22 protein-coding genes and 1 pseudogene are annotated in these 22383 nt (G+C 50.8%); 21 read left to right on the top strand and 2 right to left on the bottom strand.

Annotated features, from left to right (window positions below):
• Positions 1-270 precede the first annotated feature (270 nt).
• Genes ABV298_RS20680 through ABV298_RS20690 form a run of 3 tightly spaced genes read left to right on the top strand, consistent with a single transcriptional unit; the run spans position 271 to position 1728 of the window.
• The gene (locus tag ABV298_RS20680) at positions 271-834 is read left to right on the top strand and encodes a hypothetical protein (protein WP_353718064.1); all 564 of its coding nucleotides are present in this window, start codon (positions 271-273) and stop codon (positions 832-834) included.
• Entirely contained in the window at positions 806-1177 is a 372-nt protein-coding gene (locus ABV298_RS20685; protein WP_353718065.1) for a hypothetical protein, read from the top strand. Before ABV298_RS20680 ends, ABV298_RS20685 begins: the two co-directional genes overlap by 29 nt.
• The gene (locus ABV298_RS20690; protein ID WP_353718066.1) at positions 1174-1728 is read left to right on the top strand and encodes a hypothetical protein; all 555 of its coding nucleotides are present in this window, start codon (positions 1174-1176) and stop codon (positions 1726-1728) included. Before ABV298_RS20685 ends, ABV298_RS20690 begins: the two co-directional genes overlap by 4 nt.
• Before the next feature lie 8 nt (positions 1729-1736).
• Here the strand turns inward: ABV298_RS20690 and ABV298_RS20695 are convergent, their stop codons facing one another.
• Both ABV298_RS20695 and ABV298_RS20700 read right to left on the bottom strand, forming a co-directional pair.
• Positions 1737-3317, bottom strand: a complete 1581-nt coding sequence (locus tag ABV298_RS20695; protein ID WP_353718067.1) for an amidase — start codon at positions 3315-3317, stop codon at positions 1737-1739.
• A 54-nt stretch (positions 3318-3371) separates the two neighbouring features.
• Positions 3372-3494: a hypothetical protein gene (locus ABV298_RS20700; RefSeq protein WP_353718068.1), complete on the bottom strand. Its 123-nt coding sequence runs from the start codon at positions 3492-3494 to the stop codon at positions 3372-3374.
• A 319-nt stretch (positions 3495-3813) separates the two neighbouring features.
• Here ABV298_RS20700 and ABV298_RS20705 point away from each other — a divergent pair, with 319 nt between their 5' ends.
• The 18 genes and pseudogenes from ABV298_RS20705 to ABV298_RS20790 all read left to right on the top strand — a co-directional run bounded on the left by ABV298_RS20705 (position 3814) and on the right by ABV298_RS20790 (position 22373).
• On the top strand, positions 3814-3936 hold the full coding sequence (locus ABV298_RS20705) for a hypothetical protein (protein ID WP_353718069.1): 123 nt from the start codon (positions 3814-3816) through the stop codon (positions 3934-3936).
• Positions 3937-4084: 148 nt separating this feature from the next.
• Positions 4085-5074: an FAD:protein FMN transferase gene (locus tag ABV298_RS20710; protein WP_353718070.1), complete on the top strand. Its 990-nt coding sequence runs from the start codon at positions 4085-4087 to the stop codon at positions 5072-5074.
• Between the two features lie 50 nt (positions 5075-5124).
• Entirely contained in the window at positions 5125-5454 is a 330-nt protein-coding gene (locus tag ABV298_RS20715) for a hypothetical protein (protein WP_353718071.1), read from the top strand.
• Entirely contained in the window at positions 5444-5620 is a 177-nt protein-coding gene (locus ABV298_RS20720; RefSeq protein ID WP_353718072.1) for a YetF domain-containing protein, read from the top strand. Before ABV298_RS20715 ends, ABV298_RS20720 begins: the two co-directional genes overlap by 11 nt.
• A 156-nt stretch (positions 5621-5776) precedes the next feature.
• On the top strand, positions 5777-6388 hold the full coding sequence (locus ABV298_RS20725) for a TetR/AcrR family transcriptional regulator (protein WP_353718073.1): 612 nt from the start codon (positions 5777-5779) through the stop codon (positions 6386-6388).
• 55 nt (positions 6389-6443) lie between these two features.
• The gene (locus tag ABV298_RS20730; protein ID WP_353718074.1) at positions 6444-7760 is read left to right on the top strand and encodes a TolC family protein; all 1317 of its coding nucleotides are present in this window, start codon (positions 6444-6446) and stop codon (positions 7758-7760) included.
• Between the two features lie 256 nt (positions 7761-8016).
• Positions 8017-8292 (top strand): annotated as a pseudogene (locus ABV298_RS20735) (efflux transporter periplasmic adaptor subunit); the annotation flags it as partial.
• A gap of 253 nt (positions 8293-8545) precedes the next feature.
• The gene (locus ABV298_RS20740) at positions 8546-9067 is read left to right on the top strand and encodes an efflux RND transporter periplasmic adaptor subunit (RefSeq protein ID WP_353718075.1); all 522 of its coding nucleotides are present in this window, start codon (positions 8546-8548) and stop codon (positions 9065-9067) included.
• An 18-nt stretch (positions 9068-9085) separates the two neighbouring features.
• Positions 9086-12232: an efflux RND transporter permease subunit gene (locus ABV298_RS20745; RefSeq protein ID WP_353718076.1), complete on the top strand. Its 3147-nt coding sequence runs from the start codon at positions 9086-9088 to the stop codon at positions 12230-12232.
• A gap of 450 nt (positions 12233-12682) precedes the next feature.
• Positions 12683-13894, top strand: a complete 1212-nt coding sequence (locus ABV298_RS20750) for a pyridoxal phosphate-dependent aminotransferase family protein (protein WP_353718077.1) — start codon at positions 12683-12685, stop codon at positions 13892-13894.
• A complete protein-coding gene (locus tag ABV298_RS20755; RefSeq protein WP_353718078.1) occupies positions 13891-15012 on the top strand; it encodes a hypothetical protein in 1122 nt (373 codons plus the stop codon). Before ABV298_RS20750 ends, ABV298_RS20755 begins: the two co-directional genes overlap by 4 nt.
• Entirely contained in the window at positions 15009-15281 is a 273-nt protein-coding gene (locus tag ABV298_RS20760) for an NAD-dependent epimerase/dehydratase family protein (protein WP_353718079.1), read from the top strand. The genes ABV298_RS20755 and ABV298_RS20760 overlap by 4 nt, the downstream gene beginning before the upstream one ends.
• A complete protein-coding gene (locus ABV298_RS20765) occupies positions 15250-16014 on the top strand; it encodes an NAD-dependent epimerase/dehydratase family protein (RefSeq protein WP_353718080.1) in 765 nt (254 codons plus the stop codon). The genes ABV298_RS20760 and ABV298_RS20765 overlap by 32 nt, the downstream gene beginning before the upstream one ends.
• A 110-nt stretch (positions 16015-16124) precedes the next feature.
• On the top strand, positions 16125-18695 hold the full coding sequence (locus ABV298_RS20770; protein WP_353718081.1) for a DUF5686 family protein: 2571 nt from the start codon (positions 16125-16127) through the stop codon (positions 18693-18695).
• Between the two features lie 27 nt (positions 18696-18722).
• Positions 18723-19436, top strand: coding sequence for an NTP transferase domain-containing protein (locus tag ABV298_RS20775; protein ID WP_353718082.1), 714 nt, complete (start codon positions 18723-18725; stop codon positions 19434-19436).
• 78 nt (positions 19437-19514) lie between these two features.
• Positions 19515-20384 (top strand): hypothetical protein, encoded by an 870-nt coding sequence (locus tag ABV298_RS20780; protein WP_353718083.1) that lies wholly within the window; start codon positions 19515-19517, stop codon positions 20382-20384.
• The gene (locus ABV298_RS20785) at positions 20384-21343 is read left to right on the top strand and encodes a CDP-alcohol phosphatidyltransferase family protein (RefSeq protein ID WP_353718084.1); all 960 of its coding nucleotides are present in this window, start codon (positions 20384-20386) and stop codon (positions 21341-21343) included. The genes ABV298_RS20780 and ABV298_RS20785 overlap by 1 nt, the downstream gene beginning before the upstream one ends.
• Positions 21336-22373 carry a lysylphosphatidylglycerol synthase transmembrane domain-containing protein gene (locus ABV298_RS20790; protein ID WP_353718085.1) on the top strand — a complete coding sequence of 346 codons (1038 nt, stop codon included), beginning with the start codon at positions 21336-21338 and terminating at the stop codon, positions 22371-22373. Before ABV298_RS20785 ends, ABV298_RS20790 begins: the two co-directional genes overlap by 8 nt.
• Positions 22374-22383: the final 10 nt, after the last annotated feature.

Here is a 22383-nt window from a genome sequence, read left to right on the forward strand (position 1 = left end):
GAAGGTCGGGCTAGGTGGTTTTCGGAGAAAAGACCAAAACCTTGGCGGAATACTTGAAGCCGCCGATCATGTCGGACGACAAATTGACCTGCGCTTACGAACCATATCGCGGCCGGATTCCCGTTTTTGGGTATATTTATATTAGAATTAGATGAAGGTTGCAACGGTTACAACCGCAAGGTTGTCGCTATTTGATGACAAGATATTTCCGTTATTTTTGTTGGATTTTTGGAGAAACACATCTGGATTTAATTGAATGCCGGTTCCTGAATGAAAACAACTGTACTTCGCAATTTGAGTCTGGGATATTTGCTGCTGCCAAACCTGATCTTCTCGATCAGCTGGTTCAGGATGCCCATTTCCGTGTGTCTGGTAGCAGGACTTGCGTTTATGTACTTCATCAGCTACCAGCGTGAACGGACACTGAAAACCGATCTTCCAACGCGCCATATGGTCGAGATCGCATTCATTTCGCTGGCAATCATCGCCTTTTCGGGCGTCGGGGGCTTTTGCTTTCAGGCTTTCGACTTCTGGGCGCATAATTCGAAATATTATACACTTTACAACCAGTCGTGGCCGGTAATGTTCAAGGAGAATGGCCGCTACGCCTGCCATTACTTTGGCTTTTTTCTCGTGCCGGCGCTGATTTCGAAGGGACTGGGCGAGCCATCCGGTATTGCGTTGTACCTCTGGGCGTCGGTAGGGCTGTTTATCGGCACCTGCTGGATATTTATTTTTACACAAAAAAAGTTATCTCTCACTGGTCTTTTTCCTGTCGCTCGGGGGGATCGGGCATGTTACAAAAGTGCTGTTCCTAAGGGCGATCGGCCTTAATTACCATGTGCCGCCTTTCTTTACGGAGATCTGGCCGGTCCTTTACCAAACGCAATGGGCGCCCAACCAGCTCATTCCGATCATTATCGTTTCGTGTATCTTGTTTAATGATTATGTGTATGTCAAAAAACCTGAAAAGAGTTTTCTGGCCGTCATTTCGATCTTTATATGGGGTATTTTCCCGTCCATTGTTTTTGTAATTATTTTCGGGATACTTATTATCCTCCGTTACTATAAAGAGCCTGCTTACTTTCTCAAACCGAGGCCGATGCTCGACCTGTTTGTTCCCGGGCTGCTTTTTATCCCCACATTCTTTTTTTCCTGCAGGGGAAAAATTCGGTGATCTCCGGCTTCATCTGGCAATTCGATCCGCTGAACGAGATTCTCTTCCACTATTTCTTCGGGGTAGTGGTAGACCTCGCCGTACTTTACGGCATCGTACTCATTCTCAAATTGCATAAAAGCGAATATGCAACGGTCATCCACAGTCTTTTCCTCCTGCTGATCGCCATTTCGCTCTTCCGGATGGGTAAATGGAACGACTGGTTCCTGCGCGGAAGCACACCCGTGCTCACCTTGCTGTCGCTGTTTATCCTGCATCGTTTCGCCGGGTGGGTCAGGGAACATCCAGGCTGGTATAAAATGCGGGTGGCATATCCGATCGTTATTTTCCTGGCCCTCGGCCTCGTCGTTCCGATATCGCATATCAAGCGCGCATTAAGCGAAAATGTGATCACACATTCACTATTTCCCGATAAGGTGAAATTTAAGCCTTATCCTTACGATCAATATGAGGACTTCTACCAATTAGGGAAAGCCATTTACTCCCAACAGGAAGCCAATCAGTTCGTAGGGCAAAAAGGATCTTTCTACGAACTGTACCTGGCCCGGTAGAAGGGCGGTCAGCCCACGCTCCGCCTGAACCCCGGCTCCACGCGGTTGCGCGACATCTGCTCGTATGCATATGCGATGCGTATCAGTTCCGGTTCCTGATAAGCTTTAGCCAGAAACGAAATGCCGACAGGCAAACCGCTTACCGTGCCCATCGGTAAAGTAATGGAAGGGAACCCCGACAGTGCCGCCGGGCCATAGGAGCCGTAGCCGGTCCAGAAATCGCCATTCACGGGGTCGGTACACCAGGCCGGGCCGGTGGAAGGGCCGCATAGGGCGTCCAGCCTTTCTTTATCCAGGAGGTCGCTGATAGCGTCGGCCACGCCGTTTATTTTTGCGAGGGCTTCCTTGTATTCCCTTGCGCCCAGATCGCCTTTGGCCTGCGACGATTCGAATAGCTCCTGACCGAAATACGGCATTACTTTCGCCCGGTTGGCCTTGTTGAAGGCGATCAGCGCTTCGAGGGATTTGATTTTTGCATTCGAAGACGCCAGGTAACGGTTGATGCCGTCTTTGAACTCGTATTGCAGCACCGCCGACTCCGCGCCGGGCAGCTTCTGTATTTTCATGTATTCTATTTCAACGATCTCCGCACCTCCCGCTTTAAGCTGTTCCAGCGCCTTTTGCAGCAGCGGATCAATGGCTTCATGCATTTTCAGCATTGTTTTTTCCACACCGATCCGCTTGCCTTTCAACCCATCGGCATCCAGGAAAACGGTATAATCGGCGGGAAAGGGCTTTTGCGGCTTGTGTTGCGTGGGATCGGCCGGGTCCTTGCCTGCGATGGCGCCGAGTAATACTGCGGCATCGGCTACTGTCCGGCCGAACGGGCCTGCGGTGTCCTGGGTTTTTGAAATCGGGATAACGCCGCTCCTGCTCACCAGCCCGACGGTGGGTTTGATGCCGACGATCCCGTTCATCGATGCCGGGCAGGCGATGGAGCCATTCGTTTCCGTTCCTACCGCCACGGCGCATAAATTGGCCGCAACGGCAACCGCCGACCCGGAGCTCGATCCACACGGAGAGCGGTCGAGTACATAGGGGTTGCGGGTTTGTCCGCCGCGGCTGCTCCATCCGCTCGACGAGCGTGTGGACCGGAAGTTGGCCCATTCGCTGAGATTGGTTTTGCCTAATATCACGGCCCCCGCTTCCCGCAGTCTTGCTACGAGAAATGCATCTCTGGGGGCCACATTATCGAGTAACGCCAGCGAGCCGGCGGTGGTTTTCATTTGATCGGCGGTGTCGATATTGTCTTTGAGGAGTACCGGAATGCCGTGCAGCGGGCCACGTACTTTACCCGATTTCCGTTCTTTGTCGAGCGACGCCGCGATGCGGAGCGCGTCGGGGTTCACTTCTATGACCGAAGCCAGTTTCGGCCCCGCCTTGTCGATTTTCGCGATCCGGCCGAGGTAATATTGCGTAAGCGTTACGGCCGTTAACCGTCCTGCCTGCATACGCTTTTGCATTTCGGCGATGGTCAACTCCGCATACTCGCCGGGAGCTGAGGCGTTACCGGCCTCCCGGGCGAATGCCGGCATGGCAGCAAACAACCCGGCCGCGGTGCCAATCCGGATGAAGTTCCTTCTTTTCATGAGAGTGATGTGCAGGTTCTGTTCACCCGCAATATAGAAACTCCCGGGGCTAATTCATGGTCGCGGGGGCGTATCGGTGAGTTTTTTCCAGATCCACATCAGGAGCAGGAAGGGCGACATGATAATGGTGGTGAGTACGGTGGCAATACCGAGAATCCCGGCAAAAACTATCCGCAAAAAAGCCGAAAAAAAAATTATTCATAAACAGAAGGAGAGTGATCGTATAGAATAAATTGTACCAGAGGTTACACTAGTGGAAATTGATTCTAGCATTTGTAGAATCGTTGCTACTGCCAGTTTTCAAATGTGTAGTTAAAGCTCTATAAATCATTCAATTATGCTCAAAAATAGGTATATTTTAATTGACTGGCACGGTTATTTGATTTAACTTTAACAATGAAAATTAGGATTAAATAATTGCAATAGCATGAACTTCTTATCGAGCGTAGTTGGATATTCCGGGAAGTTATTTTTTGCAACTATTATGTTTTTCGCAATGATTATTTCGACTGTCGTTTCCCTGCCGTTCATAGGTGCAGGAATGATCAAGGATGCCATTAACGCGCATCATCATCACGCTGAGGAAAGCAACTGGATAGACGAGTATAGCGATTACTAGATATAAATTACCGGAAGCGGAAAGGGTACGGACGGGGTCTGTGCCCTTTCTGTCGTTTATAAGCTATATCACACATTATCCTGCGGGCGCTGCATCCGGATTGCGCGAAATGCTGTAATTTGGCGCCCCGAATTTCCGTTAACTGCCGATGACCTCATTCAAAAAGACCGCCCGCCTCCTTTTGCCGATTTGCCTGACCATCTCCGGCCTGTCATTACACGCCCAGCGAATGCGTTACACTTTCGAAAAAGGCCTGATGGGGTCTCCGTTCAAGCTGGTTTTTTACGCGCAAAGCGATTCCATTGCCCGGGTGGCGGCAAACAACGCATTCAAAAGGGTGGAGGAGCTCAACGAAATTATGAGCGATTACCGCGATGGAAGCGAGATCAACCGGCTTTCAGCAACCTCCGGCAGCGGGAAATGGGTGCCGGTGAGTAAGGACCTGTTTGATATCCTCGCCATTTCACAGGACATCAGCGCCAAAACCCGCGGGGCTTTCGACGCGACGCTCGGACCGGTGGTGCAAATGTGGCGGCGTGCGACGCGTAAAGGCATATTCCCTCCCGGCGACGAAATTCGCGACGCATTGGGGCGTACAGGTTACGCCAAAATGAAAATGGACGCCAAAACGCGGAGTGTCATGCTGGTGCAGAAAGGTATGCGGCTCGATATCGGCGGCCTTGGAAAAGGTTATGCGGCGGAGGAAGCCATTAAAGAGCTCAAAAAGCTGGGCATTACCTCGGCAATGATGGATGCCGGCGGTAAAATCGTGCTTACCGGTCCGCCTCCGGGAGCCCGTGGGTGGAATATCAATGTGTCGAATGGCAGCGATTCGCTGAAAGCCCTGCAATTATCGAACGTCGCGCTCGCGACGTCCGGCCCTACCTACCGCTACATGGAGCACAACGGCGTCCGCTATTCGCATATCGTGGACCCAAAAACGGGCATCGGGTTACTTTTCCATGTGCGCACGACGGTCATTTCGCCCGACGGGACAGTGGCAGATGCCCTTGCGACGGCGTTCAGCGTGGCGGGTATCGAAAAGAGTAAAAAATACCTCAGGAAATTCAAAGGCAGCAAAGTGTGGCTCGTCGAGAAGCAAGGCGACCGCATTGCCGAATGGAATATGCTGGACTAGGGACGACTGGTTTGTTTTTTGCAGATCATGCGAAAAACATGTGACACCCTATGGAAATTCTCACCCAACTGTTCGGAGAAGGCGAAAAACAGACCGCCCTCCAGATGTCTCTCAGGGCGGTGGTGGTTTTTATCATCACGCTGATCCTCCTTCGTATTGCCGGAAGGCGCTCTTTCGGTATGAAGTCCCCGTTTGATAACATTATCGTCATCCTGCTTGGGGCAATTCTTAGCCGGGCTGTCGTTGGCGCGTCGGAATTCGTGCCGACGATCGCTTCCGCGACTGTTATTGCGGTGCTACACAGGCTAGGCGCGTGGATCGGGGCGTTGAACCTTCGTTTCGGGGGGGCTGATCAAAGGCCGGAAAATCGTGCTTTTTAAGGAGGGTAAGCTGGAACAAGATAATATGCGCCGTGCACTGGTCAGTAAATCAGACCTTTATGCGAGTCTTCGAAGGGAAATGCATGTCGAAACGTTCGATGACGTGGAGGCCGCGTATATGGAGAATAACGGACAGATCAGCTTTGTGAAAAAGGGCAGGGATTAGGACGAAACCTGGAAATATTATTTTTAAATATATATTTTAAATGATTGTTTAAATTTATCATTTAAAATATTTGACATTGTTATTTCTATTGCCCAATTTTGAACCGTTGATTCAATAAGCAGCTGCGATCATTAACAAAACCTAACACGCAAAACAGTGAAGTGCGTTACAGAAAAAAGCGAAGACAGGATAAGGGAAGCGGCGAAGCGTGTTTTTCTGAAAAAAGGTTTTGACGGCACCACATCGCGCGACATCGCGAAGGAGGCCGATATGAACATTGCGTTGACGAACTATTATTTCAGAAGCAAGGAAAAATTGTTTCTGGAAATCTTCAAAGATGTGCTGGAAGAGTACTTTCAGAACATGCTGACGATCCTGAACAAGGACATCGATATAAAAACCAAGATCTCGGAGATCATCGACAATGATTTCGAAATGATGAAAAAAGAGCCTGATCTGGTGATTTTCATCATGAACGAGATCCACAAAGCGCCTCAGCGGCTTTTTCCCGACATGTCGATATTCAGGCAGGTGAGGGAGACGTATCTGAAAAAGCAATTGGAGGAAGGTGCGGCAAATGGCACGTTGCGGCCAATGCAGCTCGAAAACATCCTTCCGCTGATCAAATGCGGCGTCGAGTTCATTTTTATGGGAAAGGAGATCCATAAAGAACTGTTCACGATGACCGACGAAGATTTCGAACGGTACGCCGAGGAGCAAAAGGAGCACATTAAGGCAATGGTGTGCAACTACCTTGTCCTGAAGTAGTCTTTTTTTTGCCGCTTCATTAAACAAACATTTAAAATAAACATTTATTCAAGCCATGAAACACCTGTTCCATGTCACGGGAATGCTATGCCTTATGCTTTTTCAGCGAACGCAGGCGCAGCAATACGACCTGAACCAATTACTGGACCTGGCCCTGAAAAATGATTTCAGCGTGCAGGCTGCGCGACTCGACGAGGCGAAAACGAACGCGAGGATCGACGAGGTGCGATCCGGATTGCTGCCCAGCCTGAATGTGTCCGGGGATTATAAGCGGTATTTCAAAATTCCGGGACAAGTGGTTCCTGCGAGCGCATTCGGCGGCCCGGAAGGAGAATTCAGTACGCTGGCTTTCGGGCTGCCCTATAACCTTTCCACTACCGCACAAGTGACTCAGGCGCTGTACAATCCGTCGATCAGGTATGCATTGAAAGCCGCTAACCTGAACCGCGAACTGACATCTCTGAGTACTACCAAAACGAAAGAAGATGTGGCTTATAACGTGACCGACGCCTATTATAGCCTCGTCACGGTATCCCAGCAAATGGCGTTCCTGGACAGCAACCTTATTTCGCTCGACCGGCTGTACAAAGTTTCCGAGCTGCTTTACCAGAACAAGCTTGGCCAGCGCGTGGATGTAGACAGGATTTTGATTAATAAAACAGCCACAGAAACACAGCAGGCGACACTGAGAGATAATTATAATCAACTGGTTAACCTTTTGAAATACTATGCCGGAATCCCGCAGAGCGATTCGATACGTATAATTACCAGCGTTCGGGATGTTGCCTTGCCGGCTTACACCGACTGGGATAAAACCAGACGTACGGATGTGGCCTTGCTTCAAAAGCAAAAGGACCTTAGCGAATTGCAGGACAGGAATATACGGTCGGGGATAATCCCTATAGTGAATGCTTACGGCGCGGCAAATATGTCGTTCTACGCCCAGGGAGGGGACAACTCGACATTCCAGGATGTGCCGGGATATTGGGCCGGCCTGCAACTGAATTGGAATGTGTTCGACGGTATGGCGAGAAAGGCCAAAAGGAGCCAGAACCAAATCGACAGGGAGAAGCTGGACGTGCAGCTAAGGCAGGTCCGTGAGGCGATTCAAATGGAGGAAAACAACGCCCGCAACAAGTTCGGGGTGGAACAAAAGAATATCAGCGCCAAAAGGGACCAGGTGGCACTCGCGGATAAGGTTTACAGACAAATCCAGCTGCAATTCAAGGAAGGGACCGTGTCGCTGACCGACGTGATCCAGGCCGAAAACAGCCTCCTCGACGCCCAGAACAACTACCTGAATTCATTGGTACAACTCCTGAAAGCCGAACTGGAATGGAAAAAAGCAACCGGCCAACTTGTTCAGAAATAACATTATACTTCATCGATCTTGCCGTATTCATCAACAACTAAAACCAATGATTGAATGAGTGAATGTTATGCTCTCCCTGTTATTTCAAATCTTGGGTAAATAATCATTCAGGCATCGCTCCAACGAAAGCCAATTATTCAAATTAAACCTTCCCCGTTCCACGGCGGCTCGTTCAGTCATTCAATCATTTAAAATTGAACATTCACACATTCACTCATTCACTCATTCAGTCATTCAATCATTCAATCATTAACAAATGAAACGTCTATTCATCTTCCTGGGCATTATTGCCGTGCTGGGGCTTACGGCGGCGAAGTTGCTGAGCAACAAGGAAAAAACGGAGCAAAAAGTGTATGTCCCCGATCCGGACCCGAAGGTCGGGGTGAAAGTGGCGGTGGCGGAACTGCGCGACCTGTCGCAGGAATCGGGGTTCCTGGGTTCGTTTAACCCGAACCGGAAGGCCGAGATCCGTCCGCAAGCGAGCGGAGAAATTGTAAAATTGAATATTGAGGTAGGACAGCACGTGTCGGCCGGGCAGCTCATTGCCAAGATCGACGACGAGCAGTTGCATTACCAGGTGGAAGCATTGCAGGTGACCCTGGAAGGTTATCAGAACGATTTGAAGCGCTATGAGGCTTTGGTAAAAGGCGATGCGGTACCGGCGGTGAATGTCGAGCGCACGCAACTGAGCATCCGCAGCACGCAGGCGCAGATCAAACAACTGAACAAGCAAATTAAGAATACCAGCATCATAGCGCCGTTCGGGGGGGATTATTACCGCCAAAATGGTGGAAAAAGGCTCGGTAGTAAGCCAGGGAACGCCCATTGCCGAGATTACCGATATTTCGTCGCTCAAACTGGTGGTGAATATCCCGGAAAAATCCGTGAACGAGTTCAAAACCGGCAAAAGTATTCCCGTGCGCACGGACGTGTACCCCCATGTGAACTTCCATGGCCGCGTGACGATGGTAGCCGCCCAGGGCGACGAGGCACATAATTATCCGGTGGAGATCACCGTGCAAAATTCGGCCGCTAACCCGTTGAAAGCGGGCATGTACGGCTCCATTGCGAGTGATTCGAAAGTGAAAGGCGAAGCATTGGCGGTTCCGCGGCAGGCGATTATGGGATCTGCGAAACAGCCGCAATTGTACGTAGTCGAAAATGGCAGGGCCGTGTTGCGCGACGTGTCCATTGGCGCTACCACGAATGATTATTACGAAATTATCAAAGGCCTCAAAGCCGGCGACCGCGTCGTGACCAGCGGGCAGATCAACCTGCAAAACGGGACTTCGGTTATTGCACAATAACATTTCATCAACAAACTCATGAAATTCATTGAAACCATATTGAAGCGCCCTTCGATGATCATCGTGCTTTTCGCGATCCTGTTCATCGGCGGGCTGGCTTCGTACACCCAGCTCAGCTATGTGCTGTTGCCGGAATTTTCTGTTCCTACCATTACTATCACCACATTATATCCAGGCGCGGCGCCCACGGAGGTAGAGGCCGAGGTCAGCAAGAAGATCGAGGATGCGGTGTCCGGCCTGGATAATATTGAAGATGTGACTTCCAAATCGATGGAAAGCGCGTCGCTGGTGATCGTGCAGTTTAAAGCGGGTACCGATATCGACAAGGCATTGGAAGACGCCCAACGCGACGTCAACAACATGCTGAGCGACTTGCCCGACGATGCGGAAACGCCTTCATTGTCCAAAATATCGCCCAGCGACCAGCCTATTATGCAGCTGCTCGCTACTTCGAGCTTGCCCAACGAAGTGTTTTACCAGCAGGTAGAAGACAAATACCTGCCGATGTTGCAGCAGATCGAAGGGGTGGCCGAGATCACCATGACCGGCGGCGACCAGCGCGAGATCCGCATTAATGTAAATAATGATAAACTACGTTTCTACGGATTGTCACTATTGCAGGTAACACAGGCCGTTAACCAGGCAAACCTCGACTTCCCGACCGGTAAGGTGAAAAATACCTCGGAGAACATGACCCTCCGCCTTGCGGGCAAGTTCGCGTCGCTGGACGATATCCGGAACCTCGTGATCACTTCGCCCGTGAACGGCAGTCCGATCCGTGTAGGCGATGTAGCCGAGATCACCGATGGCCTGACAGACGCCGAAAGCATCAGCCGGTACAATGGCGTGAATGGTATCGGTTTGTTTATCAAAAAACAATCTGACGCGAATGCGGTCGAGATCAGTAAATCGGTGCAGGAGAAGCTGGCTTCGATCGAAAAGGCCAATGCCAAAGACAAAGTCAGATTTGCGATCGCCTATGACAGTTCGATATTCACACTGGAATCTGTGGAGGCGGTAACGCACGACCTGGTGATCGCGGTAATCCTCGTGGCGGTGGTAATGCTCCTATTCCTGCACAGCTTCCGGAATGCATTCATCGTAATGGTTTCGGTGCCGGCGTCGCTTATTGCCGCTTTCCTCTTCATGTACGTAATGGGTTATTCGCTCAACCTGATGACGCTCCTCGCGCTCTCGCTCGTGATCGGTATCCTGGTGGATGACTCTATCGTGATCCTGGAAAATATCCAGCGGCATCTGGAAATGGGTAAAGACCGCTGGCGCGCGACCATCGACGGCGTTACGGAAATCGGTTTCGCTGCGGTGGCTATTACATTGGTGATTGTCGTCGTTTTTGTGCCGATTACAATGGTAAATTCCGTGATTGCGGACCTGTTGAGGCAGTTTTCGCTTACGGTTGCATTTGCAACGATGGTTAGTTTGCTGGTAAGTTTTACATTAACTCCCTGGATGACGTCCAAAATGGCGAAGGTCGAACGTCTTAACCCAAAAAATCCGGCGCAGGCTTTCCTGATCTGGTTTGAAAAAGGTTTGACGGCATTAACGAAATGGTACCACGGCTCCCTGGAATGGGTGCTGGGACACAAACTGGCCTTCTCGGGCATATTGGTGGCGATTGTAGCCATGACCGGCTGGGTAATGAGCCTGGGCATCATCGGTTCGGAATTTGTGGCCGAAGGCGATCAGGGGAAATTCCTGCTCACCATGAAGCTCGATAAAAGCGCTTCGCTGCAACAAAACAACCTGACGGCACGAAACATCGAGGACTATCTGCGGAAAAAACCGGAAGTGAAAACGATTTTCGCGAACGTCGGCGGGGCGAGTACCGGTCTGAACAGCTCCGGCCGCGGCGAAACCAACCGCACCGAGCTGACGGTGGAGCTCGTCCCCGTCGAAGAGCGCAGGAATGCGCAGCCTACCGAAGATTATATGCTGGCTGTCCGTAAAGAACTGGAGCAAAAATTCGCAGGGGTGGAATTCAATTCGGCTGCTATCGGAATGGTGAATTCGGGAACGGCTCCTATTGAAGTGTTCCTGAGCGGTGACGACCTCGACAAAATCCTGGCCGCGGCCAACGACCTCGCGAACCGCCTCCGGAAAACGCCTGGTGCGAATGACGTGAACGTGTCGGTGGAAGCCGGTAACCCCGAAGTCCGTGTGGATATCGACCGTGAGAAAATGGCGAAGCTCGGGCTGGACATTCAAACCGTGGGCGCAACCATGCAAAATGCATTCGCCGGTAACGACGATTCCAAATTCCGCGAGGGCGGCGAGGATTACGATATCCGCATTATGCTCGACGCATTCGACCGCAAAAATCCGGAAGACGTGAAAGCGATTACATTCTATAGTCCGGTTGCTAAACAATCCGTACAGCTTGCACAGTTTGCCGATGTGACTTTGAGTACTGGCCCAAGTATTGTTGAGCGGAAAAACCGTCGCTCATCCGTCACAGTCACCGCCAATACATTAGGGATTGGATCGGGAACTTTGGTGAGTAATATTCAGGCCGGCTTAAAGGAAAATCCGCTCCCGGACGACATTATACTTACCTGGGGCGGCGACGCGAAGAACCAGAGCGAAGGCTTCGGTTCGCTGGGGCTGGCGATGCTGGCGGGGTTGATGCTCGTGTATTTTATCATGGTGTTGCTCTACGATAGTTTCGTGTATCCGTTCGTGGTGTTATTTTCGATCCCGGTAGCGGTGATCGGTGCGCTGCTGGCGCTCGCCTTGTCGTCGTCGAACATCGGGATTTTCGCGATGCTCGGAATGCTGATGTTGATCGGCCTGGTCGTGAAAAACGCGATCCTGATCGTCGACTTCGCCAACCAGCAGAAGGCGTTGGGGGTACCTTTCAGAAAGGCCATTCTCATTGCGGGAGAAGAGCGCCTGCGGCCGATCCTGATGACGACCATCGCGATGGTGATCGGGATGGTGCCGATCGCCACGGCGACAGGCGCCGGGGCCGAGTGGAAGAACTCCTTGGCATGGGTGCTCATCGGAGGGCTCACCAGTTCGATGCTGCTCACCATCTACCTCGTGCCGATGGTATACTACTTGGTTGACAGGCTTGGCGAAAAATGGAAGGGCTGGCGCGTCAGGCCGGAGAGGGTGCAGGAAAGTGTCGTGGCGGAGGAGATTTAGAAAAACGGAGTCTCGTGACATGAAAAAATTAATGTTTTGTCCGGCTTCTTTAAATTCGTTCCGCAAACGCAAAGTCGGTCAGAGCTTGGCGGTTACCGGTCCGGGCAGGGAAACAGGGCAAAACATTTTTTTTCTTTTTACCGGTAAAATACAAAATGAATGGGTGTTTTAATGAACTACTCGGGCCGGTAATGGGTTTAACACTTAACCCGAAATGTTGCCGGTGGAAAATGCAGGATTTCTGAATGTGGAAATTTAGTTTCGAAAGGCAATCGATGACGGGTCAACAAGCGTAAAAATCAATATTCGGGACTCACGATCTAATAGAACTTAACATGGGAAATGAAAGCTACAACACCAATTGACTTGCCTGATGTCTTTATCAGGCCGCAGCCTGATGCCGGTAGGCACCCCACTAAAACAAGCTGTTGATTCTGACACAAATTATCTATGGGTAAAATCTTAAATAATCGCATTGCCGAATTCAAAGACCCGGCGATTGCCAGAGCGAAAGGTGTATATCCTTTTTTCAGACCGATCGAGTCCGGACAGGACACGGAGGTTATTATCAACGGGAAGCCGGTCCTGATGTTCGGGTCCAACTCCTATCTGGGTTTAACATCCCATCCGTATATCATCGAGGCTTCGCAGAAAGCGGCCCAGAAGTACGGAACAGGTTGCGCCGGTTCGCGCTTCCTCAACGGAACCCTCGATATTCACGAAGAACTGGAACGTCGCCTGGCCAAATATGTGGGCAAGGAAGGCGCGGTGTTGTTCAGCACAGGTTACCAGGCCAATCTCGGGGCGTTGTCGTGCCTCACCGGCCGTAACGATTACCTGATCCTCGACGAAAGCGACCACGCTTCCATTATCGACGGAAGCCGCCTGTCGTTCTCGAAGGTGATCAAATACAAGCATAACGACATGGAGGACCTGCGTAAAAAGCTCGCCCTCCTGCCCGAAGAAGCTGTGAAACTGATCGCGACCGACGGTATTTTCAGTATGGAGGGGGATATTGTAAAACTCCCTGAACTGAATGCCATCGCGCAGGAATACGACGCCACGGTGCTAGTCGACGACGCGCACAGCCTTGGGGTTATCGGTGAAAAAGGGGCGGGAACCGCTTCCTATTTCGGACTCACCGAAACGACCGACCTCATTATGGGAACATTCAGCAAATCGCTGGCCTCCCTGGGCGGGTTCATCGCCGGCGACGCCGCCACGATCGATTACCTCAAACACCGCGCGCGCTCGCTCATGTTCAGCGCGAGCATGACGCCCGCGTCCGTGGGAAGTACATTGGCCGCTTTGGACATTATCGAAACGGAGCCACACCACATGGAGCGCCTTTGGGCCAATACAAGATATGCGAAGGAGTTGCTGCTCGTGAATGGTTTCGACCTGGGCGCAACCGAAAGCCCGATCCTGCCGCTGTATATCCGCGACAACGAGAAGACTTTCATCATGACACGCAGATTGCAGGACGAGGGAGTGTTCGTGAACCCGGTGGTTTCGCCAGGGGTACGCCCGGAACAGTCGCTGATCCGTTTCTCGCTGATGGCTACGCATACGTTCAGCCAGATCGAGGAAGCTGTCGACAAAATGTCCCGCATTTACCGTGAGGTTTGTCCCGACGCCATTATCGAAAGACAAAGACTATGACCCGCATAGCCCCCGTAAGCTCTCCGAAGGAATTAGGCAAGTTCATTGATTTTCCGCATGATCTGTATCAACACGATCCGAATTATGTACCGGAATTGTTCATTGCGCAGAAAGACATGCTCTCCCCGGGTAAGCACCCGTTTCATGAGCATTCGGAGGTGAAACTATTTCTCTCGTACGACGGAGATAAAGTGAACGGAAGGATAGCGGCGATTTATAATAACAATCACAATGCATTTACAGGTCGTAAGGATGGTTTTTTCGGTTTTTTCGATACTGTAAATGACCAGAAGGTGGTCGATGCGCTTTTGAAGGAAGCCACTGCCTGGGTAAAACAAAAGGGGGCCGACACGCTTGTGGGGCCGGTGAATTTATCGACCAACGATACCTGCGGTCTGCTGATCGAAGGATATGACCGGCCACCGATGGCGATGATGCCTTACAATGCGCCTTATTATCTGCCATTGCTGGAAAATGCGGGTTTGAAAAAGAAAACCGATTTGCTGGCATACGAAATCAATGTGGCGGATTCCAACGACAAGTCGGTGCGTATGATCGACGCATTGGAGGAGAGGCTCAAACGGAGCGGTATCACGATCCGGCAGGTGAATCTGAAAGATTTCAAAAATGAAGTCGTGAAGATCCGGGAAGTGTACAACAAGGCCTGGGACAAGAACCTGGGTTTCGTGCCAACCACCGAGGCGGAATTTGATTACCTGGCCAAGGACCTGAAAATGATCCTTGATCCGAAGTTTTGTCTGGTGGCTGAAAAAGGGGATGAACTGGTCGGATTTATACTCGGTATTCCGGATATCAACCAGATTCTGATCAAAATCAAGCGTGGACGTTTGTTGCCTACCGGGATTTTTAAGTTACTGTTCGGCAAAAAAAACATTACGCGCATCCGGGTACTTACACTGGGGGTGATCGACGGCTACCGGAAAATGGGTATCGAAGCCTGTTTGTACGGCCGCATTATCAAGAATACCTACGGTACCAAAGTGACCGGCGGGGAATGCTCGTGGATGCTGGAAGACAATTATCTGATGAACCACGCCATCGAGCAGATCAACGGGAAGCTGTACAAACGGTACAGATTGTTTGAGAAACCGATATGAAAGAAAAGCTATTCATAACAGGGGCCAGCGGATTTATAGGCTACCACCTGGTGGCGGCGGCGCTCGAAGCAGGCATGGAAACTCATGTGGCGGTGAGAGCGAGCAGCGACCTGAGTTTGCTGAAAACGCTGAATACGGATGGCCTTGTGTATGTGAATGCTGATTTCGGTTCAAAAGATAAATTAACGAAGCTGCTGGAAGACGGGGGGGTACACCCACATCATCCACGCGGCGGGAGTGACCAAAGCCAAAAACGCTGCCGCCTATAACCTGGTCAATGCGGAATATTCGCTGAATCTGGCGCAGGCTGCCATGTCAGCGGGTATTCCATTAAAGCGGTTTGTGTTTTTGAGCAGCCTCGCGGCATTAGGCCCCGCAGCTTATAATGCAGCCCAGCCCATTACAGAAGAAACCTTGCCTGCCCCGGTGACGGATTACGGGAAGAGCAAGCTGTTGGCTGAGCAATACCTGAAAGGAGTAAATGGCCTGCCGCTGAGTATCATCCGCCCGACAGCAGTGTATGGCCCCGGCGAAAAGGACCTGTTCGTCCTTTTTAAAACACTCAGCAAAGGCCTGGATGCCTACATCGGCAAAGGGCCGCAAAAGTTGAGTTTCGTGTATGTAACAGACCTCGTAAGGGCCACAATGGCCGCGTTGAGGGAAACGGACAAGGGAATGACTGTTTACAATATCTCGGACGGGCAGGCATATGACCGTTACGCACTCGCAGACCAGTTCAGGGCTATCAGCGGAAAGCCGACTTTCCGCGCGCACCTGCCGTTGCTGCTCGTGAAGGCGATCGCCAGGTTCCTGGATTTTGTTTATGCAAATTCATCAACAACACCGGTTTTAAACCAAGAAAAACTAAAAGAACTCACAGCCCCTAACTGGATCTGTAGCATAGATGCGGCCCGAAGTCGCCTGCACTACCAACCGCAATACAATCTGCACCGAGGCCTCGCAGAGACATTGACCTGGTATAAGGAGAACAAGTGGCTCTAACTATCGTACCCGCTTGATCATGAGTTGCGCCCGGCAAAACTTGCCGGTAGGCGCGTACATGATTTAAAAACAAGCAGAGGGCAGCCAAAACACGTTACGAACGTTCCAACATGAAAGCAATCAGCAAGTCGATATGGATACATATACTCGTGGTGATCAGCATTTTGCAGATCGGCGCGGGATTGGCCATAGCGCAAAATACAACCACGATAAAAGGTACCGTTACCGACGCCAGGACAGGCGAGACCCTGCCTTACGTGTCGATCCTGATCCCGGGAACAACCATGGGGACCGCTTCCGATGCAGAGGGCCGTTACGCATTGACCCTGCGTGAGGACCATGCAAGCATTAAATTCACCTATGTAGGTTATGTGGCCGTGGAGAAGCCGATCAAACCGGGCGTGAGCCAGGTCATCGACGTGAAAATGGCGGTAGACGCCTCGATGCTCAAAGAGGTGACCGTTAAGACCAGGGCTCGCTACCGCAACAAGGACAATCCGGCCGTGCAGCTCATCCGCGAAGTGATCGCGCATAAAGACGAAAACAAACCGACGAGCAACAATTTTGTAGAATACGAACAGTACGAAAAGATTTCACTCGCATTGAGCAACCTCTCCGACCAGTTCAAGGAGAAACGAATTTTCAGGAATTACCAGTTTTTGTTCAAAAGCCAGGATTCCACAGCCATGGGCGGCAAGAATATGCTGCCGGCTTATATGCAGGAAAAACTTTCGAAAGTTTATTTCCGCAAAAATCCCTACAACAGGAAACAATACGTGCTGGCGAACCGCCGGGCCGAATTCGACGCGAAGTTTGTGGATAACGACGGTTTGAGCGCTTATTTCAACCGCTTGTATGAAGATATCAACATTTACGACAACGATATTTCCATCGCCACCAACCTGCTGCTGAGCCCGATTGCGAACTCGGCGCCGACATTCTATAAATTTTTCATCCGCGACACAGTCAAAACGAGTAATCCCTGGCTGATAGAACTCGGTTTCGTTCCGCGGAACAAGACGGATATGCTTTTCGAAGGTAAACTCTTCATCACCCTCGATGGCAAATATGGCGTGCAGAATGTCTATCTGACCGTCAATAAAGATATTAACCTCAATTTCATGCGCGACCTCGAGGCGCGCCTGGAATTCGAGAAAGGCGACGACGGCCGCTATTTCATGACGAAATCGACGCTGGCGATGGAGTTCGCATTGGGCGAAAAGAATGGCGGTTTATATGGTCAGCGGACCGTGAATTTCAAAGACTACACCATCAACAAGCCGCAGCCCGACAGCATTTACCGCGGCCCGGGAGAAGAAATCGTGTATGACCCCGAAGTGAAAACGACAGAATCGTTTTGGGCCAGCAAGCGGCACATTCCGTTGGAACGCACCGAGCAGGATATTTACAAGAACATCGATACCCTGCAAACCATCCCGTCGTTCAAACGGACGATGGACATCGCGACGCTCTTTCTTTCCGGCTACAAATCTTTCGGCGCTGTGGAAGTAGGTCCTGTGAACACTTTTTACAGCTTCAACCCGGTGGAAGGTTTTCGTCTACGTTTCGGTGGCCGTACCACAACCGACATGAGCAAGCGGGTGTATTTCGAAACTTATGCGGCTTACGGTTTCAAGGACCGGAAATGGAAATACTTTTTAAGCGGTACCTATTCATTCAATAATAAATCGGTGTACCATTTCCCGCTGCATTACCTCCGGGCGAGTTTTCAGCGGGATACCAAGATCCCGGGCCAGGAGTTGCAGTTTGTGCAGGAGGATAACTTCCTGTTGTCGTTCAAACGTGGCGATAACAACCGCTGGTTGTACAACGATATTTACAAACTGGAATACGTGCGCGAGTTCGAAAGCCGCTTTTCCTACAAAATCGGTTTCACGCAATGGAAACAAACCCCCGCGGGCGTGCTGCGTTACGAGCGCCTGAATGAGGGAGGAGAATTGGAGAGCGCGGGTGAATTGAATAATACCGAGGCGAATATCGAGCTCCGCTACGCACCGCACGAGCAATATTACCAGGGTAAACTGTACCGCACACCGATCATCAACAAATACCCGATTTTCACACTGCGCTACAATGCGGGCCTGAAAGGCGTATTCGAGGGAGAAAACAATTACCATAACGTGGCATTGAATATCCAGAAGCGGTTTTATCTGTCGCAATTCGGTTTCGCCGACATTACGGCGGAGGGCGGGTATATTTTTGGAAAACAAATCCAGTTTCCGTTGCTGACGATCCACCGTGCGAACCAGACCTACGCTTACCAGCTGAATTCGTATAACCTGATGAACTTCCTGGAATTCGCGAGCGACCATTATGCGAGCCTGGATGTGCAATATTACCTGAATGGCTTTTTGTTCAACAAGATACCGTTGCTGAAAAGGCTGAAACTGCGCGAGGTAGTAAGCTTCAAAGGCCTGGTAGGCGGTTTGCGGGACGAAAACAACCCCGCATTACACCCGTCGCTCTACCGCTTCGCGACCGACGATCAGGGACGGCCGATTACTTACACACTGGCGCGCGAACCGTATATCGAAGGTAGTGTAGGTATTGCCAACATTTTCAAGCTGTTGCGTGTGGACCTGGTCAAACGTTTCACCTATCTCGACAACCCGAATGTGTCGGAATGGGGTGTCCGGGCGCGGTTCAGGCTTGATTTTTAAGGTATTGATTTTAAAAGGGACATTAACATGAATTACGCAATCATAGCAGCAGGAGAAGGGTCACGACTGGCGAAGGAAGGTTTTACACTTCCCAAGCCGATGGTGAGCCTGCACGGCGAGATGCTGATCGACCGGCTGATCGGCATTTTCATGCGGAACAATGCGGAAAAAATTCTGGTGATCATCAATGAGGAATCGCCGCTGCTGGAAATGCATTTGATGGGCAAATGCGAGGACCTGCCCGTTCGCATTGTAAAGAAAACCACGCCGAGCTCGCTGCACAGCGTGTACGAGCTCTTCCAAAGCGACCCCGAATTGAGCGAGGTTTGCCTGACAACTACCGACACTGTTTTTCGCGAGGAGGAGTTCAGCGCATTTATCAGTGAGTTTGCGGAAAACAAAGAGATTGAAGGCCAGATGGCGGTAACCGCATTCATCGACGACGAAAGTCCTCTCTATGTGACAGTTGACGACGACGACCGCATCATCGCATTCACCGACGACAATAATACCGACACCCCGTTTGTTTCAGGCGGGATTTATTGTCTCAGGAAGAAAGCGATCGAAACCGTGAATGTGGCCGTAGAAAACGGCGTGAGCCGGATGCGGAACTTCCAGCGGCAACTCGTGGCGGATGGCTTGCATTTGAAGGCCTACCCATTTACGAAGATCGTGGACGTAGACCATGTGAGCGATATCCAAACGGCGGAACTGTTCCTGAGCGGAGAAATGGCTTTTTAATATAAAACATTGGCACACACTGGGATTGACACCAATTTATTTAACAGACCGGGGCGTTTTGCCGGTCAAACACCATAGATGAACGAATTAGAAATTCTGGGCGTGCACCGAAACAAAAAGTTCTCGCCCAACCATATCGGGAACGACGATGCGATTTTTACACAAACGGCCAAAGAGCTCGAAAAACTGGGATGCCGCATTGCCATCTGTTGCGAAGATGAGTTCCTGGCGATGGAAACAGTGAATTACAGCAAGATTTTCACCATGGCGCGCCAAAAGCAGGTCGTGGCCAGGTTACAGGAACTGGAAAGGAACGGTACGCAGGTTTTGAACTCCGCATTCGGGATCGAAAACTGCTTCCGGACGAACCTGACCAATGCATTGAATAACGCCAACATCCCGGTTGCGGATAGCTATATCGTACCGACCAGCTATCAGGGGGACGAGGTTTTTGATCAAATAAAAGGAAAAGGTTACTGGATTAAAAGGGGCGATTTCCACGCCATCCATAAGGAAGATGTGTCGTTTGCCGCATCGCGCGAGGAAGCCAAGGAGATTTTGCGGGAATATGCGTTGCGCGAAATTCCCGACGCGGTGATTTCCCAGCATTTGGTAGGTGATCTGGTGAAGTTTTACGGGGTGAGAGGCACGGACTTTTTCTTCTGGTTCTATCCGTACGACAACAATCACCACAAATATGCCGAGTACCAGCAGATCAACGGCAATTCGGTGTATTATCCGTTCAGCGCCGGGGCTTTGCAGAACACCGCGAATGAAGCGGCCGGGGTGGTCGGGATCGATATTTACGGAGGCGATGCCATTATCGGAAAAGGTGGCGATTACCGCATTATCGACCTCAACGACTGGCCCAGTTTCGCACCCTGCCGCGACCAGGCGGCCGGACATATTGCCGGCCGGCTTTACCAACGTTTTTTGAACAATATTTAATGGAGACAACCACTACACCCCGACCACTCGCAGAAGAACCCGAAAAAACCTCGGCATTCGAGAATTCGTTGAAATCCAACGATACCGAGGAAAAGATCGATATCTGGTTTTACAGGCCTATCGGCTACCAAATCGCATTGTTTTGCGCGAAGGTAGGCCTGCGCCCGAACCCCGTGACGATCATCAGCATTTTCTTCGGCGTGGCGGCAGGGATATTGTTCTATCCGCAGGAATTGTGGATTAATGTGATCGGGATGCTGTCGCTGATGTTCGCGAACTCGCTCGACAGTGCCGACGGCCAGCTCGCGCGGATGACGAACGATAAGAGCCGTTTCGGCCGCATTCTCGACGGCGTGGCCGGTGATTTCTGGTTCATCGCCATTCACATCGCGATCTGTTTACGGAGTATGGAAGAGGGCTGGACGGCGTGGATCTGGGTACCGGGCGTGGTAGCGGGTGTGTCGCATATGATCCAGTCGGCGATGGCGGATTACTACCGCAACGTGCATTTGTTCTTTATCAAAGGCACCAACGGCAGTGAGCTCGACAACAGCCACGATTTGCAAAAAGAATACGACGAAATGAGCTGGACACGGCAGTTCGGTATGAAGATCGTGGCGCGGCTGTATTTGAATTATACCAAAGAGCAGGAGTTTTTCTCGCCGAAGTTGCAAAAGCTGCTGGCCGTGGTGAAGGAGAAATACCGGAACGGCCTCCCCGCGAAACTGGTTACCGATTTCCGTGCGCAGAACAAGCCTTTGATGAAATATACCAATATCGTCCAGTTCAACACGCGGGTGATATTTCTTTTCCTATGGCTGTTCATCGACCAGTCGTGGATCTATTTCTTTTTCGACATTTTTATTCTGAACCCAATCCTGATTTATATGATTGTAAAGCAGGAGCAGGTGAGCAACCATTTTTACAAGGAGATAACCGCTGGCAAATACAATGGGTAGCAAGGCGTACAAGGTCCTTTTCATGGCAATCGGCATTTTTTCGCTGGGCTATATGATTTATGGCACCGGGCTGCTCGTGATTTGGGAAAACGTCAACAGGACGGGCATCTGGTTCCTGCCGGTGATCGGCAGCTGGCTGGTGATCTATATCCTGAATGCCGTCGCATTCCGCGCAATCATCCGCGAGCCGCAACTGCCGGAGACGAACATGTCGTTCTGGTCGGTGCTGCGGCTGACGATCTCGGGCTATGCGATTAACTACATTACGCCGTTCGTCGCATTGGGCGGGGAGCCTTACCGTATCATGGAGCTGAAACCGGCGCTCGGTATTCAGAAGGCGACTTCTTCGGTGCTGTTGTACAGCCTGATGCACATGTTTTCGCACGTGTTGTTCTGGCTGGCCTCCATTGTGCTGATCGTCGCGGTGGTGCCGTTGAGCGATTTCATGCTGGCCGGCTGCGGCCTTTTACTGGTGGTGGGATTGGTTTTGGGGTATTGGTTTATCAATGTTTATAAAAAAGGGTTCACGGTGAGCACGTTCCGCTTGCTGGAAAAGGTGCCTTTAATCAAGCATAAAGCGCGTGAATTCGCATTGAAAAATGCGGAAACACTTTACGAAGTGGACGAGCAGATCCGCGTCCTGTACTCCGACCGCCGGAATGCATTCTACATTTCGCTGTTTTATGAATTTGCGGGACGGGTAGTGGGCTGCCTGGAAATCTACTTCACCGCGCATGCAATTGGAATGGATATGACCCTGGCACAATCGCTGATCGTAAGCTCGGGCTCGTCGCTGTTCGCGAACCTGATCTTTTTCTTTCCGATGCAGCTCGGTACAAGAGAAGGCGGCCTCGCATTGGCATTGAGAAGTGTGGGATTGCCCGCAGCGCAGGGGATTTTTATAGGGGTAGTTTTAAGAATAAGAGAGATAGTCTGGATTATTATTGGATTAGCTCTTATTAATAGAAAAACTAAAAACAATCAGCTGGACAGCACAGAATTAGAAGCAGTGCCAATTAGCTCAAATTGATTTTGAGATT

Origin of the sequence: Dyadobacter sp. 676, assembly GCF_040448675.1 — a bacterium.
In the GTDB taxonomy this organism is placed as follows: Bacteria; Bacteroidota; Bacteroidia; order Cytophagales; family Spirosomataceae; genus Dyadobacter.